Below are 14,988 nucleotides of genomic sequence, written 5' to 3'. Positions count from 1 at the left end.
ATTCCATGCACACTCGTACCCTTGGCCACTCAGATCTCCAGGTGCCCCCACTCTGCTTTGGTGGCAATGTCTTTGGCTGGACCCTGGACGAAGCCCAGTCCTTTCGCATGCTGGATGCCCTGCTCGAGGCGGGCCTGACCTTCATCGACACCGCCGACGTCTATTCGCGCTGGGCACCGGGCAACAGCGGGGGCGAATCCGAGACCTTGCTGGGCAAGTGGTTCGCCCGCAGCGGCAAGCGCGACCAGGTGATCCTGGGAACCAAGCTGGGCATGGACATGGGTGAGGGTCGCAAGGGCCTCAAGGCCAGCTATGTGCAGCAGGCAGTGGAAGCCTCGCTCAAGCGCCTGCAGACCGATCGCATCGACCTCTATCAGGCGCACTGCGACGACGAGGACACCCCGCTTGAGGAAACCCTGGGCGCCTTCGCGCGGCTGGTGGAACAGGGCAAGGTGCGGGTGATCGGCGCCTCCAACTACAGCGGCCAGCGCCTGCGCGAAGCGGCCCAGGTCGCCGAACGCCTGGGCGTGCCGGCCTACCAGAGCCTGCAGCCCCACTACAACCTGCATGCCCGCCAGGACTACGAGACCGAGCTGGAACCCGTGGTCAAGGAACTCGGCCTGGGCGTGATCAGCTATTTCTCCCTGGCCAGCGGCTTCCTGACGGGCAAGTACCGCACCAAGGACGATCTGCAGGGGTCGCGCGCGGAGATGGTCAAGCGCTACCTGGACGAACGCGGCATGGCCATCCTGGCCGGCCTCGACGAGATCGCCGAGAAGCACGACGCCACCCCGGCCCAGGTCGCCCTGGCCTGGCTGATCGCCCGCCCCAGCATCACCGCGCCGATCGCCAGCGCCACCTCCCAGACCCAGCTCGACGACCTGGTGGCCGCCACCCGGCTGCAACTACCGGCCGACGACATCACCCTGCTGGATCAGGTCAGCGCCTATCGCTGAGGTGTCGCGGCCAGGGGCCGCTCCTACAGGCCTGATCCATACCCCGTAGGAGCGGCCCATAGCCGCGATAGCCCAATCCTCCTACCGCACATAATCCAGCGGCAAGGCGGTGCTGTACTTGATCTGCTCCATGGCGAAGCTGGAGCTGACGTCCAGCAATCCCGGTACCTGGATCAGCCGCTTGTAGACGCCGTCGTAGGCGGCGATGTCCGGCACCACGATGCGCATCAGGTAGTCGGTATCGCCGGCCATGCGATAGAGCTCGACCACCTCCGGAATGGCCGCCACCGCCTCATGGAAACGCTGCAGCCAGTCCATGGCGTGCTGATTGGTGCGCACGGAAACGAAGACCGTCACCCCCACGTTGAGCTCACGGGGATCGAGCAGCGCCACCCGGGCGCGGATCACGCCCTGCTCCTCCAGCTTCTGGATACGCCGCCAACAGGCCGTGGTACCCAGGCCGATGCGCTCGGCGATATCGGCCACCGGTCGGGTGCTGTCCTGCTGCAAGATCTCGAGAATGGCACGATCGAAGCGATCCATGAATTCATTTTCTCTACAACGGCTATCAGAGAGAATTCTATTCCGCTCGAAAGCTCAATGAGCGATAAAAAAGCAAATTTCTTCACGTACGCCAGCGTTAGCCTAGGTCCATTCAAATGCCCGAGGCCGCCATGGACGCTTATCCCCTGTATTTCGATTACGCCGCTACCACCCCTGTCGACGATGTCGTCATCGAAGCCATGCTGGGTTGCATGGGGCGCCAGGGCGTCTTCGGCAATCCCGCCTCTCGCGGCCATGCCTTCGGCAACGACGCCCAGCGCGCCGTGGACACCGCCCGCCAGCAGGTGGCCGACCTGGTCGGCGCCCGGCCCGAGCAGCTGATCTGGACCTCCGGTGCCACCGAATCCAACAATCTCGCGCTGCTCGGCGTCGCCCGGCGTCGCGGGCATGGCCATCTGATCACCAGTTGCCTGGAGCACCGGGCGGTACTGGATACCGCCGCCCAGCTGGAAGCCGAGGGCTTCACCGTCACCTACCTGGCGCCGGACGCGGCAGGCCTCATCACCCCTGAGGCCGTCGCCCAGGTCTGGCGAGCGGACACTTGCCTGGTCTCGCTGATGATGGTGAACAACGAGCTGGGTACCCTGACCGATATCGACGCCATCGGCCGGCTGGTGCGCGTCCGGGGCGCCCTCTTCCACGTGGACGCCGCCCAGGCCACCGGCAAGGTCGCCATCGACCTGGCCGGCCTGGAAGTCGATCTGATGTCCTTTTCCGCGCACAAGACCTATGGGCCCAAGGGCATCGGCGCCCTCTATGTCGGTCCGCGCGCCGAGGGTGCCCTGCAGGCGCAGATCCACGGTGGCGGCCATGAGCGCGGGCTGCGTTCCGGCACCCTGGCCACCCACCAGATCGTCGGCATGGGGACCGCTTTCGCCCTCGCCGGCCAGGCCATGGCGCGAGAGAACGAGCGTCTCGGCCAGTTACGCGAGCGATTCCTGGCCGGGGTACAAACCCTGAACGGCATGCGGCTCAATGGCTGCGCCCGGCAGCGCATTCCCCACACCCTGAATCTGACCTTCGCCACGCCGCTGGACACCGCGGCGCTGCAGCGGCAGCTGGCCTTCTCGACCACCTCGGCCTGCAGTTCGGCCAAGGCGGCGCCCTCCCATGTGCTCCTGGGCCTCGGCCTGACCGCCGAACAGGCGGCACGCAGCTACAGATTCAGCCTGGGTCGCTACACCACCGCGGCGGACGTGGACCAGGCCATTGCCCTGATCCACCAGCATGCCGCCCAGCCAGCGCCCTTCTGGGCCTGATCAGTCCAGGCGGAAGGCATCGGCATCGCGCTGCGCCGGAAAGCGCTCGCGATAGGCCGTGAGGGCTGCGGCCGACAGCGTGGTGTGGAAGATGCCGGATTCCACGCCGGCGTCGATCAGGGGCTCCCCCTGGAAGTCCAGCACCTGGCTGTCACCGGCATAGGGATGACCGTTGCCGTCACTGCCGATGCGATTCACCGCGGCGACATAGCAGAGATTCTCGATGGCCCGTGCCGGCAGCAGGCGATTCCAGTGACCGCGCCGCGGCGCCGGCCAGTTGGCCACATAAAGCAGCAGGTCGGTGTCGTCCTGGGCGCGACTCCAGACCGGGAATCTCAGGTCGTAGCAGATCAGCGGGCGGATCCGCCATCCCTTGAGCGTCACCCGCAGTCGCTGCTCGCCCGGTGCATAGTGCTCGTGCTCGCCGGCCATGCGAAACAGATGGCGCTTGTCATAGTGCTGCAACTCGCCATCCGGCGTCGCCCACAGCAGGCGATTGCGGTGCTGTCCAGCCGCGTCCCGCACGATCAGGCTGCCGGTGACCACCGCGCCGAGCCGCTGCGCCTGTTCGCTCATCCAGGCCGCTGTCGGACCCTCCACGGGCTCGGCGAGCGCGGCCGATTCCATGGAAAAGCCGGTGGTGAACATCTCCGGCAGGATGATCAGGTCGGTCTCGCCCACGTCCCTCAACAGCGCCTCGAAATGGGCACGGTTGGCGGCCGGGTCGTGCCAGGCCAGTTCGCTCTGTACCAGCGCCAGGCGCAGGTCCTGGATGGGGGTCAGATCGCGCATAGCCGCTCCGCTGCCTGGCGCAGGGTGTCTTCGCGCTTGGCAAAGCAGAAGCGCACCAGGCGCAGGTCCGCGGGCGGCGTCTGGTAGAACACCGACAGCGGAATGGCGGCGACGCCATGCTCGCGGGTCAGCCATTCGGCCATGGCCACGTCGTCCAGCTCCGGGCGGATGGCGGAATAGTCGACCACCTGGAAATAGGTGCCGGCGGCGCGCTGGAAGGTGAAGCGCGAGTTGCCCAGCAGATCGCAGAAGAGGTCGCGCTTGGCCTGGTAGAAGCCCGGCAGCTCGCTGAGGTGCTCGGGATGGGCGGCCATGAAGTCGGCCAGGGCGCCCTGGATCGGCGTCACCCCGCAGAAGCTCACGTACTGGTGCACCTTGCGCAACTCGGCCGACAGCGCCGGCGGCGCCACCACGTAGCCGGTCTTCCAGCCGGTGACGTGATAGGTCTTGCCAAAGGAGCTGACCACGAAGGCGCGGGCATAGAGTTCGTCGTGGGCGATGACGCTGGCATGGCGCTCGCCGTCGTAGACCAGGTGCTCATAGACCTCGTCGCTGACCAGATAGAGATCGCGCCCGCGGATCAGCGCGGCCAGACGATCCAGCTCGGCGGCGCTGACCAGGGCGCCACTGGGGTTGTGCGGGGTATTGAGCACGATGGCACGGGTGCGCGGACTCAGGGCCGCCTCCAGCGCCGGCCAGTCGATACCAAAGCCCGGCAGCGCCAGGGGCACGTGCACGCAGCGCCCGCCGGCCAGTTGCACCGAGGGTTCATAGCTGTCGTAGCAGGGATCGAAGACGATCACCTCGTCACCTGGCCGCACCAGCGTCTGCAGGGCGCAGAACAGGCCCTGGGTGGCGCCGGGGACGATGGTGACCTCGGTCTCGGCATCCACCTCTCGGCCATAGAAGGCGGCGACCTTGGCTGCCACCTGCTGGCGCAGCGCCGGCAGCCCGGTCATGGGCGCGTACTGGTTGTGGCCGGCCGCGACATGGCGACCGACCGCCGCGAGCAACTCGGCCGGGCCATCGAAATCGGGAAAGCCCTGGGACAGATTCAGCGCACCGGTCTGGGCGGCGAGCTGGGACATGCGGGTAAAGATGGTGACGGCGAGGCCGGGAAGCTTGCTCTGGATCATCGCGCGGGCACAGGTCTGGCTGGAAGGAGATCGGCAGACTGCGATTTTTTGTGCGAGAGGGCAAGTAGTGCTAAGCCGATCAGCCAGCCAGCGGTCTAGGCATAGCCTGGGTACAAGGCCTGATCCGAATATCCCCTCTCCCTCCGGGAGAGGGCCAGGGTGAGGGCAACCGCTGGCAGTCAGGTCACCCCTTGGCGACGCGAAGGGGACAAGGCTACGATCTTTTTCACTGCTAGGCCGTCGCAGGGATCACCCTCACCCCAACCCTCTCCCAAAAGGAGAGGGGGAAGTTCGGTGTGCGAGGAGCCTCCTCGCCAGAATCCGCTAACAAAGAGAAAGGGGGCTATTAGCCCCCTTTCCTTCACAACGCCCGACCGGCTTACCGCCGCTTGTCCTTGCGCTTCTTCTCGGCCTTCTTGTGGTGGCTCATCAACCGGCGCTTCTTGTTGACCTGGCGCTCGGTGAGGGTGTTCTTCTTGCCCTCGAAGGGGTTCTCGCCACCGCGGTATTCGATGCGGATCGGCGTCCCCACCAGCTTGAGCACCCGGCGATAGGTCTTTTCCAGGTAGCGGGTATAGGACTTGGGCACCGCTTCCGTCTGGTTGCCGTGGATGACGATCAGCGGCGGGTTGGCGCCGCCCAGGTGGGCATAGCGCAGCTTGATGCGGCGCCCGCTGACCATCGGCGGCTGGTGCTCCTGCACCGCGTCCTCGAGGATCTGGGTCAGGCGGCTGGTGGGCCAGCGGGTGGTGGCCGAGGCGAAGGACTGCTGCACCGACTTGTACAGATGGCCCACGCCGGTGCCATGCAGCGCCGAGATGAAGTGGATGTCGGCGAAGTCGACGAACAACAGCCGGCGTTCCAGCTCGGTCTTGACGTAGTCGCGCTCGCCGGACTCCATGCCGTCCCACTTGTTGAGGGCGATCACCAGGGCACGACCGGTCTCCAGCACGAAGCCGAGCAGGTTGAGGTCGTGCTCGACCACGCCTTCGCGGGCGTCCATGACAAAGATCACTACGTTGGCGTCCTGGATCGCCTGCAGCGTCTTGACCACCGAGAACTTCTCGACCGCCTCGAAGACCTTTCCGCGCCGGCGTACCCCAGCGGTGTCGATCAGGGTGTAGCGTTCTTCGTTGCGCTCGAAGGGGATGTAGATGCTGTCGCGCGTGGTGCCGGCCTGGTCATAGACGATCACCCGCTCTTCGCCGAGCATGCGGTTGACCAGGGTCGACTTGCCGACGTTGGGTCGACCGATCACGGCGATCTTGATGCCGGTGGTCTCGTCGATGCCCTGCACGCGGCGGAAGACGTCACCGCCCTCTTCCGCGGCCGCCCGCACCTGCTCCTCGGAGAGTTCCTCGACCTCGACCTCGTCCTTGGGGAAGACGCCCAGGGCGGCTTCCAGCAGGTTGTTCACGCCACGGCCGTGGGCCGCCGCGATGGGAAAGGCGTCGCCGATGGCCAGCGGGCTGAATTCCGCCCGGGCGATTTCGGGATCGACGGTGTCGACCTTGTTGGCCACCAGGAAGGTGCGCTTGTTTCTCTTGCGCAGGTGCTCGGCGATCATCTGGTCGGCGACGGTCATGCCGTCGCGGGAGTCCACCAGGAACAGCACCGCATCGGATTCTTCGATGGCCTGCAGCGACTGCTCGGCCATCTTCAGGTCGATGCCTTCCTCGTCACCGGAGATACCGCCGGTGTCGACCACGATGTAGGTGCGTCCCTGCCACTTGGCTTCGCCGTACTTGCGATCGCGGGTCAGGCCGGCGAAGTCGGCGACGATGGCGTCCCGGGTCTTGGTCAGGCGGTTGAAAAGCGTGGATTTGCCGACGTTCGGCCGCCCCACCAGGGCAATTACGGGAACCATGCGGCTCTCCCAGAGCAGAAAACACGATGGCCGCTACCGAACTTCACGGTAGCGGCCATCGGTTGAGGATAATAGTTTCTAGCGCAGACGATAGGCGACGAGTTTACCGCCATTGCCGTAAACGTAGAGCATATCGCCGACGACCAGTGGCCGTACCCGGACGCCGTCACCGTCGACCTTGGTGCGACCGACGAAACGCCCATCGACCTGGCTCAGCAGGTGGATGTAGCCGGCGTAGTCGCCCACCACCACGTTGCTCGACCAGACCACCGGCCCGGTGAGCTGGCGACGGGCCAGATCGGCATTGGTCCAGAGCGCGGAGGTCGAGGATTCCTCGACGGCTTCCACGGTGCCGTTGTCCAGACTCAGGTAGACGTTGCCGAAGCCTTCGGCCACGCCGTCGTAGCTGGAAGCGTCACGCTGCCAGAGGATCTGGCCGTTGGCCGGATTGAGTGCGACCACGCGGCCGTTGTAGCTGACCACATAGAGGGTGTCGCCCGACAGCGACAGGCCGCCATCCACGTCGACGATGCGCTCCAGTTCGGAACGGCCCTTGGGCACGGCGATCTGCTGTTCCCACAGCGGCAGGCCACGCTGCACGTCCAGGGCGACCACCTTGCCGCTGGCGAAACCGGCCATCACCACCTGGTTGGTGACCAGAGGGGCACCGGTGCCCCTCAGACTCAGCACCGGCTGGGTGTCTTCGTAGATCCAGCGACGGGTACCGCTGCCCAGCTCGAAGGCCTGCAGCTTGTCGTCCTGGGACTGCACCACCACCACGTCGTTGTTGACGACCGGAGCGGACAGCACCTCGCTGGAGGCCTGGGCGCGCCACTTCTCGTCGCCGCTGCCGGCGTCGAGGGCGATGACCTGGCCACGCAGGGTACCGACCAGCACCAGACCGGAGCCGACTCCGACGCCGCCGGAGACCGGCAGGTCCAGGTCCTTCTTCCACAGCACCGCACCGGTCTCGCGATTCATCGCCATGACCCGGCCATCGGCATCGGCGGCAAAGATGGTCTGGCCGTCCACGGCCGGGACCAGGCGGTTGTATTCCTTGCCCTGGCCATCGCCCACCGAGCGACTCCAGACTTCATCCAGCCGGACCTCGGCCTTGATGTCCTTCAGCTCGGCCGGCGGCAATTCCTTCTTGCCGGTGCTGCTGCACCCGACGACCGCAAGGGCGAGACCCAGTACCGCGATAGGCTTCCAGCGCAACATCAGGCGTCTCCTTTGGCGAGATCATCGAGTTTCATCTGCAGCACGCCTTCGGCTGCATCGTTGGGCAGCGCGGCGCGGGCTTTTTCGTAGGCGGCGCGGGCCTCGGTCGGCTTCTTCAGCGCCACCAGCAGATCGCCCCGCAATTCTTCGCGGTTGGCGACATAGGCCTTGGGCGCGTCGCCATCCAGCAGCTTGAGGCCCTCTTCGGCCTTGCCCTCGGCCGCCAGCACCCGGGCCAGACGCTGCCGCGCCAGCTCGCCGAGTTCGGCATCGTGGGGCTTGTCCACCACGGCCTTGAGTTCGGCGGCGGCGTCGTCCAGGCGATTGTTCTCCACCGCCACCTTGGCGACGAAGAGACTGCCGTACTGCGCGTAGGCGGTGCCGGAATAATCCTGCTTGAGCTTGCCGTAGGTATCGGTCACCCGCGCGGTGTCGACCTTGCCACCGGGCGCCAGCGCGGCTTCCACCAGCTGCTGATAGAGCACCGAGGCGCCTTGCGCCTGGTTGTTCTGATAGCGCTGCCAGCCCTGCCAGCCGAGTACCGCCACCAGGGCGATGACGCCACCGGCCACCAGCGGCTTGCCGTTACGCTGCCACCAGGCCTTGGCGACCACCAGATTGTCGTCGTCGATGGAACTCAAATCCGTTCTCCTCAATTCCCGCGACCGGAACCGGCCGGGGGCAAAATCTCGTCCAGACGAGCGGCCAGGGCCGCGAAATCGACCTTTTCCTGGGGCGCCTCGCCACGCAGGGGCTTGAGCGCCACCTGTTGCGCGGCCAGTTCGTCCTCACCCAGGATCATCGCCCAGAGCGCGCCGCTCTTGTCGGCCTTCTTGAACTGGCTCTTGAAGCTGCCGGCGCCGGCGTTGACCAGCAGACGCAGGTCGGGACGGGCATCGCGCAGCTGCTCGGCCAGCTTGAGGCCGGCCAGTTCGGCCGCCTCGCCAAAGGCGCAGAGATAGAGATCGGCGGGGCGCTGCAGATCACCGGGCAGGCACTCCAGGGTTTCCAGCAGCAGCACCAGGCGCTCGACGCCCATGGCGAAGCCGACACCCGGGGTGGGCTTGCCGCCGAACTGGGTGATCAGGCCGTCGTAGCGGCCCCCGGCGCAGACGGTGCCCTGAGCACCCAGCTTGTCGGTGACCCACTCGAAGACGGTCCGGCCGTAGTAGTCCAGGCCACGCACCAGCTTGGGATTGATCTGGTAGCGGATGCCGGCGGCGTCCAGGCGGGCCTTGAGGCCATCGAAGTGGGCGCGGGATTCGTCGTCCAGGTAGTCCGCCAGGGTCGGGGCGTCCTGCAGCAGCGCCTGGGTCTGGGCGTTCTTGCTGTCGAGGATGCGCAGCGGATTGGTGGTCAGGCGGCGCTGGCTGTCTTCGTCGAGTTGCTCGAAGCGTTCCTGCAGATAGGCCACCAGGGCTTCGCGATAGCGCGCGCGATCGGCGCTGGAACCCAGGCTGTTGAGCTGCAGGGTGACGGCGTCGGTCAGCCCCAGACGCTGCCAGAGGCGCGCGGTGAGCACGATCAGTTCGGCGTCAATGTCCGGACCGGGCAGGTTGAACACCTCCACGCCGATCTGGTGGAACTGGCGATAGCGACCCTTCTGCGGCTTCTCGTAGCGGAACATCGGGCCGGCGTACCAGAGCTTCTGCACCTGGCCACCGCCGGTCATGCCGTGTTCGAGCACGGCCCGCACGCAACCCGCGGTGCCTTCCGGCCTCAGGGTCAGGGACTCTTCGTTGCGGTCGAGGAAGGTGTACATCTCCTTGTCCACCACGTCGGTGCCCTCGCCGATGCCGCGGGCGAAGAGTTCGGTGAACTCCATGATGGGCAGACGGATCTCGTGGTAGCCATAGCCGTCGAGCAGCGTCGCGAAGGTACGTTCCAGGTAGCGCCAGGCCGGGGTCTGCTCCGGCAGGATATCGTTCATGCCACGGATGGCTTGCAGGGACTTGCTCACGAAAGGGCCTTATTCCTTGATCTTTCAGCTGCGCGCGATGAGCGCGGCATCCGCTTCGGCCTTTTCGGCCGCCTTGCGGCGGATGAGCCCTTCCAGCTCGTCCACCAGATTGTCGTTGTTCAGCTTGGAGGCGGGCTTGCCGTCGATGTACACCAGGTTGTTGGGCGTACCCCCGGTCAGGCCGACATGGGCCTCCTTGGCTTCGCCGGGGCCGTTGACCACGCAGCCGATCACCGCGACGTCCAGCGGCACCAGCAGGTCCTCCAGGCGCCCTTCCAGCTCGTTCATGGTCTTGACCACATCGAAGTTCTGCCGCGAGCAGCTCGGGCAGGCGATGAAGTTGATGCCGCGCGAACGCAGGCGCAGGGATTTCAGGATGTCGAAACCGACCTTGATCTCCTCGACCGGATCGGCCGCGAGCGAGATGCGGATGGTGTCGCCGATGCCTTCGGCCAGCAACATGCCCAGGCCCACGGCGGACTTCACCGTACCCGAACGCAGGCCACCGGCTTCGGTGATGCCCAGGTGCAGCGGCTGCTCGATGCGGGTGGCCAACTGGCGGTAGGCGGCCACGGCCATGAAGACGTCGCTGGCCTTCACGCTGACCTTGAAGTCCGGATAGTCCAGCTTCTCCAGGTGGTCGACGTGGCGCATGGCCGATTCCACCAGGGCTTCCGGGGTGGGCTCGCCGTATTTCTTCTGCAGGTCCTTTTCCAGCGAACCGGCGTTGACGCCGATGCGGATCGGAATGCCGCGCTCGCGGGCCGCGTCGACCACCGCCCGGACCCGGTCTTCGCGACCGATGTTGCCGGGGTTGATGCGCAGGCAGTCCACGCCCAGTTCGGCCACGCGCAGGGCGATCTTGTAGTCGAAGTGGATGTCGGCCACCAGCGGCAGGCTGACTCGCTGCTTGATGCGACCGAAGGCTTCGGCGGCGTCCATGTCGGGCACCGAGACGCGCACGATGTCGGCACCGGCGTCCTGCAGGCGCTGGATCTGCGCCACGGTGGCGTCGACGTCGCAGGTTTCGGTGTTGGTCATGCTCTGCACGGCGATGGGGGCATCGCCGCCGACCGGCACCGAGCCGACCCAGATCTTGCGGGACAACCGACGTTTGATGGGCGATTCGCTATGCATGCTGGTTTCCCATGGGGTCGCCGGACGTCATTGTCCGGTCTGACCGAGTTTGATGCGGGCGGTCTCGCCCTTGGTGTAAGGCGCGAGGTCGACGACCTGGCCGTTGTAGGAGATCTGGGCACCGCGGGCAAAGCCGAGACGGATGTTCACCGGCGCCTTGATCGAGGCGTATTCGAGGCTCTCGCCGCCTTTCTTCACGCCGCTGAAGAGGATCTTGCCGCTACCGTCGCTGACCTGCGTCCAGCAATTGGCGCTGAAGCGGATGTTCAGGCTGTCGCTGCCGGCGACGGGCGCCGCGGCAGGGGCGCTGGTCGGCGCGGCCGGGGTCGCGGCGGCGGGTGCCGTGGGCGCTGGCGAGGTCGAACCCGTTACCGGGGCCGGGGTGGGCGCGGCGGTCGGGGCGGTCATGGCGGCGACGGCATTGGCATCCGGCGTCGGCGTGCCCACCGGGGACGGCAGGGTGGCGGCCGGCTGCTGGGCGGTGACCGGGGGCTGTTCTTCCGGCTCGTCGATGGGATGGATCTCGGTCTTGCCGTCGGCGCCCTCGACCTCGACATGCTCCATGCTCACGGCACTGGCGCTGGAGGCCTGGCGACTGCGCTCCTGCCACCAGAACAGGCCCATGGCGATGATCAGCACCACCAGGATGAAACTGACGAATCTCAGGACATTGCGCGACAACCGCACCGGCTCGTCGAGACGCCCCAGGCTGTGCACGGTGCTGCCCTTGGCATCGGTGCCGGTGTAGCCGTCGAAGGTCCGCACCAATTCGACCTGATCCAGGCCGAGCAGCTTGCCATAGGCCTTGGTATAGCCGCGGGCAAAGGTGTGCCCCGGCATCTGCTGATAGTTGCCGGACTCGAGCTGCTCGATGATGCGCTCGCTGAGGTTGAGATTCTGGGCGACCTGGGCCTGGCTCCAGCCAAGCGACAGGCGCTTCTGACGCAAGATCTCACCGGGATTGCCCCGTCCGGCGTGTACCGCTTCGGATTGCACTGCGGTCATTTCTGCTCCGACTGAAGTTGACGATATTCAGGTGAGTTCGGGTAGAGGCGCTTCAGCTGCAGGGCATAGCTCGCGGCGGTGTTGCGATCATTGAACACCTCGGCGAGGCGGATCCCGAGCAACAGGCTGCGGGCATCCTGGGGACTGAGCTGGCTGAAGGCCTGGTAATAGCTCCGGGACGGCACATAGTCGCGCGTCTGGTAGGCCAGTTGAGCCAATTCGAACAGGGCCCTGGGCTGATTGCGATCCAGCCGCAGGGATTTTTCCAGATTTTCCTTGCCCAAGTCGACCTGATTGAGTCGCAGGGCGGTCAGGCCGAGATTCTCGAACACCCGGGCGCGCTCGGGGTAGAGACTGTCTTCGGCGGCCTGGGTGAAACGTTCGTAGGCATCCTTGTAGCGCCCCTGCTCATAGAGGAAGCTGCCATAGTTGTTGAGGATGCGGGCATCGCGGGGCCGCTCGCGCAGGGCCAGGCGGTATTCCTGATCGGCCAGGTCGGTCTCGCCCTGGGCCTGGAACACCAGCCCGAGGGCGGCATGGGCGTCGGCGCTGGACGAGTCCAGTTCCAGCGCCTTCTTCAGCGGCACCTTGGCCTGTTCGGTGTTGCCCTGCTGGACATAACCGAGGCCGAGCTGGATGTAGGCATCACGGGCCTGCATCCGCCCCTGGCGGGTATCCATGGGATTGCGGTCGCCCTCGGTCACGCAGCCGGCGAGGCCGCCGACCACCAGGGCGAGCGCGACAGCCGCAAAGCGCGTGATCGCCATGGTCGCGCCCTCAGCCCTGGAGCGGCGTTACGGTTTCGGCACCGTCGAGCTGGCGAACGGCGATATAGCGCTGGCTGCGGCGGGTGCGGTCCATGACCTGGCCCACCAGCTGGCCGCAGGCGGCGTCGATGTCGTCACCCCGGGTGGTGCGCACCGTGACGTTGAAACCGGCCTGCTGCAGCAGCTCCTGGAAACGGCGGGTGGCGTTCTTGCTCGGCCGCTCGTACCCGGAGTGCGGGAAGGGATTGAAGGGAATCAGGTTGATCTTGCAGGGCACGTTGCGCAGCAGCTCGATCATCTGCAGGGCGTGCTCGGGCAGATCGTTGACGTCCTTGAGCAGGGTGTACTCGATGGTCAGGACGCGTTTCTCGCCCAGTTGGCCGATGTATCTCTGGCAGGCGTCGAGCAGCATGGCCAGGGGATACTTGCGGTTGATCGGCACCAGCTCGTTGCGCAGCTCGTCGTTGGGCGCGTGCAGCGACAGCGCCAGGGAGACGTCGATCTGCTTGGCCAGCTCTTCGATCATCGGCACCACGCCCGAGGTGGACAGGGTCACCTTGCGCTTGGAGATGCCGTAGCCGAGGTCGTCCATCATGATGCGCATGGCGGCAACGACGTTGTCGAAGTTCAGCAGGGGCTCGCCCATGCCCATCATCACCACGTTGGTGATGGCACGGTCGATCTTGGCGGGCACGCTGCCAAAGGACTTGTTGGCGATCCACACCTGGCCGATCACCTCGGCGGCGGTGAGGTTGCTGTTGAAGCCCTGCTTGCCGGTGGAGCAGAAGCTGCAGTCCAGCGCGCAACCGGCCTGGGACGACACGCACAGGGTGCCGCGGCCGTTCTGCGGAATGTAGACGGTCTCGACGCAGCTGCCGGAGGCGACGCGGATCACCCACTTGCGGGTGCCGTCGCGGGAGATGTCCTCGCTGACGATCTCGGGGCCACGGATCTCCGCGGCGGCCTTGAGCTTTTCCTTGAGCGCCTTGCCCAGGTTGCTCATGGCGTCGAAATCATCGATGCCGAAGTGATGGATCCACTTCATGACCTGGCCGGCGCGAAAGCGCTTCTCCCCGATGGACTCGAAGAACGACTCGAGTTGCGGCTGGGTCAGGCCCAGCAGATTGACCTTATCGGTGGCTGTGGTCATGGGATCACCTCGACGAAATCTGTTTGAAGCCCGCGCAGGGCGCGGGCGGTGCCAGGAAGGCGGGCTGGCCGCTTCCCTGGCCAGCGCTCATCCTTAGCGGATGCGCTCGCAGACTTCGGTGGCTGCGAAGAAGTAGGAGATCTCGCGAGCGGCGGACGCTTCGGAGTCCGAACCGTGGACGGCGTTCTCGTCGATGGAGACGGCGAAGTCGGCACGGATGGTACCGGCGTCGGCCTTCTTGGGATCGGTGGCGCCCATCAGCTCACGGTTCTTGGCGATGGCGTTGTCGCCTTCCAGCACCTGGACCACGACCGGACCGGAGGTCATGAAGGAGACCAGGTCCTTGAAGAAGGGACGCTCTTTGTGTTCGGCGTAGAAGCCACCGGCTTCGCGCTCGGACAGCTGGACCATCTTGGCAGCGACGACGCGCAGGCCAGCCTTCTCGAAGCGGGTGACGATCTCACCGACGACATTCTTGGATACGGCATCGGGCTTGATGATCGACAGGGTACGTTGAACAGACATGTGAACTCCGAATGTGGGAATAGAGCAAAAACGAAACCCGCGGATTATACGCGGGTCCCGGTGAAAAGCGTAGCGCGGTACGGGCGATGCGTCAGGCGGACTCTTCGATCCAGGCGGCCTGGATGGCCTCCAGCACCTTCTCGCCACCCCGCTGGGGATCGTCGTCGAATTCCGGCAGCTCCACGACCCAGTTGCGCAGCTTGAGGAAATTCACGTAGCGCGGATCCACGTCGGGATGGGCGTCGTTGAGTTCGATGGCGATATCCAGCACATCGGTCCATTTCAGTGCCATGACAGCTGTCCTCAGTGACCTTCGGAAACCTGGTTGATGGTGTAGCGCGGAATCTCCACCACCAGGTCTTCGCTGCCAACTACCGCCTGGCAGGACAGGCGCGAACGCATCTCCAGGCCCCAGGCCTTGTCCAGCATGTCGTCCTCGAGTTCATCGGAAGGCTCGAGGGAGTCGAAGCCCTCCTGGATGACCACGTGGCAGGTGGTGCAGGCACAGGACATCTCGCAGGCGTGCTCGATGTCGATACCGTTGCGCAGGGCCGCGGCGATGATGGTTTCGCCTTCGCTGGCTTCGAAGACCGCGCCCTCGGGGCAGTGCTCGGCGTGGGGCAGCAGGGTGATCTGCGGCATGATGGAA

Annotated in this window: 16 protein-coding genes; 2 read left to right on the top strand and 14 right to left on the bottom strand. The window is 65.7% G+C overall.

Annotation, left to right across the window (positions count from 1 at the left end; genetic code table 11):
- Positions 1 to 5 precede the first annotated feature (5 nt).
- Positions 6 to 956, top strand: a complete 951-nt coding sequence (locus ACZ5R1_RS06060; RefSeq protein WP_288407377.1) for an aldo/keto reductase — start codon at positions 6 to 8, stop codon at positions 954 to 956.
- An 81-nt stretch (positions 957 to 1,037) separates the two neighbouring features.
- Here the strand turns inward: ACZ5R1_RS06060 and ACZ5R1_RS06055 are convergent, their stop codons facing one another.
- The gene (locus tag ACZ5R1_RS06055; RefSeq protein ID WP_007162437.1) at positions 1,038 to 1,499 is read right to left on the bottom strand and encodes an Lrp/AsnC family transcriptional regulator; all 462 of its coding nucleotides are present in this window, start codon (positions 1,497 to 1,499) and stop codon (positions 1,038 to 1,040) included.
- Positions 1,500 to 1,630: 131 nt separating this feature from the next.
- On the opposite strand from ACZ5R1_RS06055, the gene ACZ5R1_RS06050 reads away from it, so the two are divergent.
- On the top strand, positions 1,631 to 2,779 hold the full coding sequence (locus ACZ5R1_RS06050; RefSeq protein WP_464712877.1) for an aminotransferase class V-fold PLP-dependent enzyme: 1,149 nt from the start codon (positions 1,631 to 1,633) through the stop codon (positions 2,777 to 2,779).
- Here ACZ5R1_RS06050 and ACZ5R1_RS06045 read toward each other — a convergent pair whose 3' ends face one another.
- From ACZ5R1_RS06045 to fdx, 13 genes are all read right to left on the bottom strand, one after another.
- Positions 2,780 to 3,571 carry an amidohydrolase gene (locus tag ACZ5R1_RS06045; RefSeq protein ID WP_288407373.1) on the bottom strand — a complete coding sequence of 264 codons (792 nt, stop codon included), beginning with the start codon at positions 3,569 to 3,571 and terminating at the stop codon, positions 2,780 to 2,782.
- Complete coding sequence (locus ACZ5R1_RS06040; protein ID WP_464712876.1) at positions 3,559 to 4,707, bottom strand: pyridoxal phosphate-dependent aminotransferase; 1,149 nt, start codon at positions 4,705 to 4,707, stop codon at positions 3,559 to 3,561. The genes ACZ5R1_RS06045 and ACZ5R1_RS06040 overlap by 13 nt, the downstream gene beginning before the upstream one ends.
- A 379-nt stretch (positions 4,708 to 5,086) precedes the next feature.
- Positions 5,087 to 6,574 (bottom strand): ribosome biogenesis GTPase Der, encoded by a 1,488-nt coding sequence (gene der / locus ACZ5R1_RS06035; RefSeq protein WP_007162433.1) that lies wholly within the window; start codon positions 6,572 to 6,574, stop codon positions 5,087 to 5,089.
- A gap of 78 nt (positions 6,575 to 6,652) precedes the next feature.
- Positions 6,653 to 7,795: an outer membrane protein assembly factor BamB gene (gene bamB, locus ACZ5R1_RS06030; protein WP_027601482.1), complete on the bottom strand. Its 1,143-nt coding sequence runs from the start codon at positions 7,793 to 7,795 to the stop codon at positions 6,653 to 6,655.
- Entirely contained in the window at positions 7,795 to 8,436 is a 642-nt protein-coding gene (locus tag ACZ5R1_RS06025; protein ID WP_074584762.1) for a tetratricopeptide repeat protein, read from the bottom strand. The genes bamB and ACZ5R1_RS06025 overlap by 1 nt, the downstream gene beginning before the upstream one ends.
- Positions 8,437 to 8,447: 11 nt before the next feature.
- Entirely contained in the window at positions 8,448 to 9,755 is a 1,308-nt protein-coding gene (hisS, locus tag ACZ5R1_RS06020) for a histidine--tRNA ligase (RefSeq protein WP_007162430.1), read from the bottom strand.
- A gap of 24 nt (positions 9,756 to 9,779) precedes the next feature.
- On the bottom strand, positions 9,780 to 10,892 hold the full coding sequence (ispG, locus tag ACZ5R1_RS06015) for a flavodoxin-dependent (E)-4-hydroxy-3-methylbut-2-enyl-diphosphate synthase (RefSeq protein ID WP_007162429.1): 1,113 nt from the start codon (positions 10,890 to 10,892) through the stop codon (positions 9,780 to 9,782).
- A gap of 27 nt (positions 10,893 to 10,919) precedes the next feature.
- Positions 10,920 to 11,897, bottom strand: coding sequence for a RodZ domain-containing protein (locus tag ACZ5R1_RS06010; protein WP_464712875.1), 978 nt, complete (start codon positions 11,895 to 11,897; stop codon positions 10,920 to 10,922).
- Positions 11,894 to 12,664 (bottom strand): type IV pilus biogenesis/stability protein PilW, encoded by a 771-nt coding sequence (pilW, locus tag ACZ5R1_RS06005; RefSeq protein ID WP_007162427.1) that lies wholly within the window; start codon positions 12,662 to 12,664, stop codon positions 11,894 to 11,896. Before pilW ends, ACZ5R1_RS06010 begins: the two co-directional genes overlap by 4 nt.
- Positions 12,665 to 12,674: 10 nt before the next feature.
- A complete protein-coding gene (gene rlmN / locus ACZ5R1_RS06000; protein ID WP_007162426.1) occupies positions 12,675 to 13,814 on the bottom strand; it encodes a dual-specificity RNA methyltransferase RlmN in 1,140 nt (379 codons plus the stop codon).
- Between the two features lie 93 nt (positions 13,815 to 13,907).
- The gene (ndk, locus tag ACZ5R1_RS05995; protein ID WP_007162425.1) at positions 13,908 to 14,339 is read right to left on the bottom strand and encodes a nucleoside-diphosphate kinase; all 432 of its coding nucleotides are present in this window, start codon (positions 14,337 to 14,339) and stop codon (positions 13,908 to 13,910) included.
- Between the two features lie 91 nt (positions 14,340 to 14,430).
- Positions 14,431 to 14,631: a Fe-S cluster assembly protein IscX gene (gene iscX / locus ACZ5R1_RS05990; RefSeq protein WP_007162424.1), complete on the bottom strand. Its 201-nt coding sequence runs from the start codon at positions 14,629 to 14,631 to the stop codon at positions 14,431 to 14,433.
- Positions 14,632 to 14,642: 11 nt separating this feature from the next.
- Complete coding sequence (gene fdx / locus ACZ5R1_RS05985; RefSeq protein WP_007162423.1) at positions 14,643 to 14,981, bottom strand: ISC system 2Fe-2S type ferredoxin; 339 nt, start codon at positions 14,979 to 14,981, stop codon at positions 14,643 to 14,645.
- Positions 14,982 to 14,988: the final 7 nt, after the last annotated feature.

It is taken from the genome of Pseudomonas sp. Pso3, from assembly GCF_055393275.1.
The sequence above is the reverse complement of the archived record's forward strand: the minus strand, read 5'-3'. Positions and strand labels throughout refer to the sequence as shown.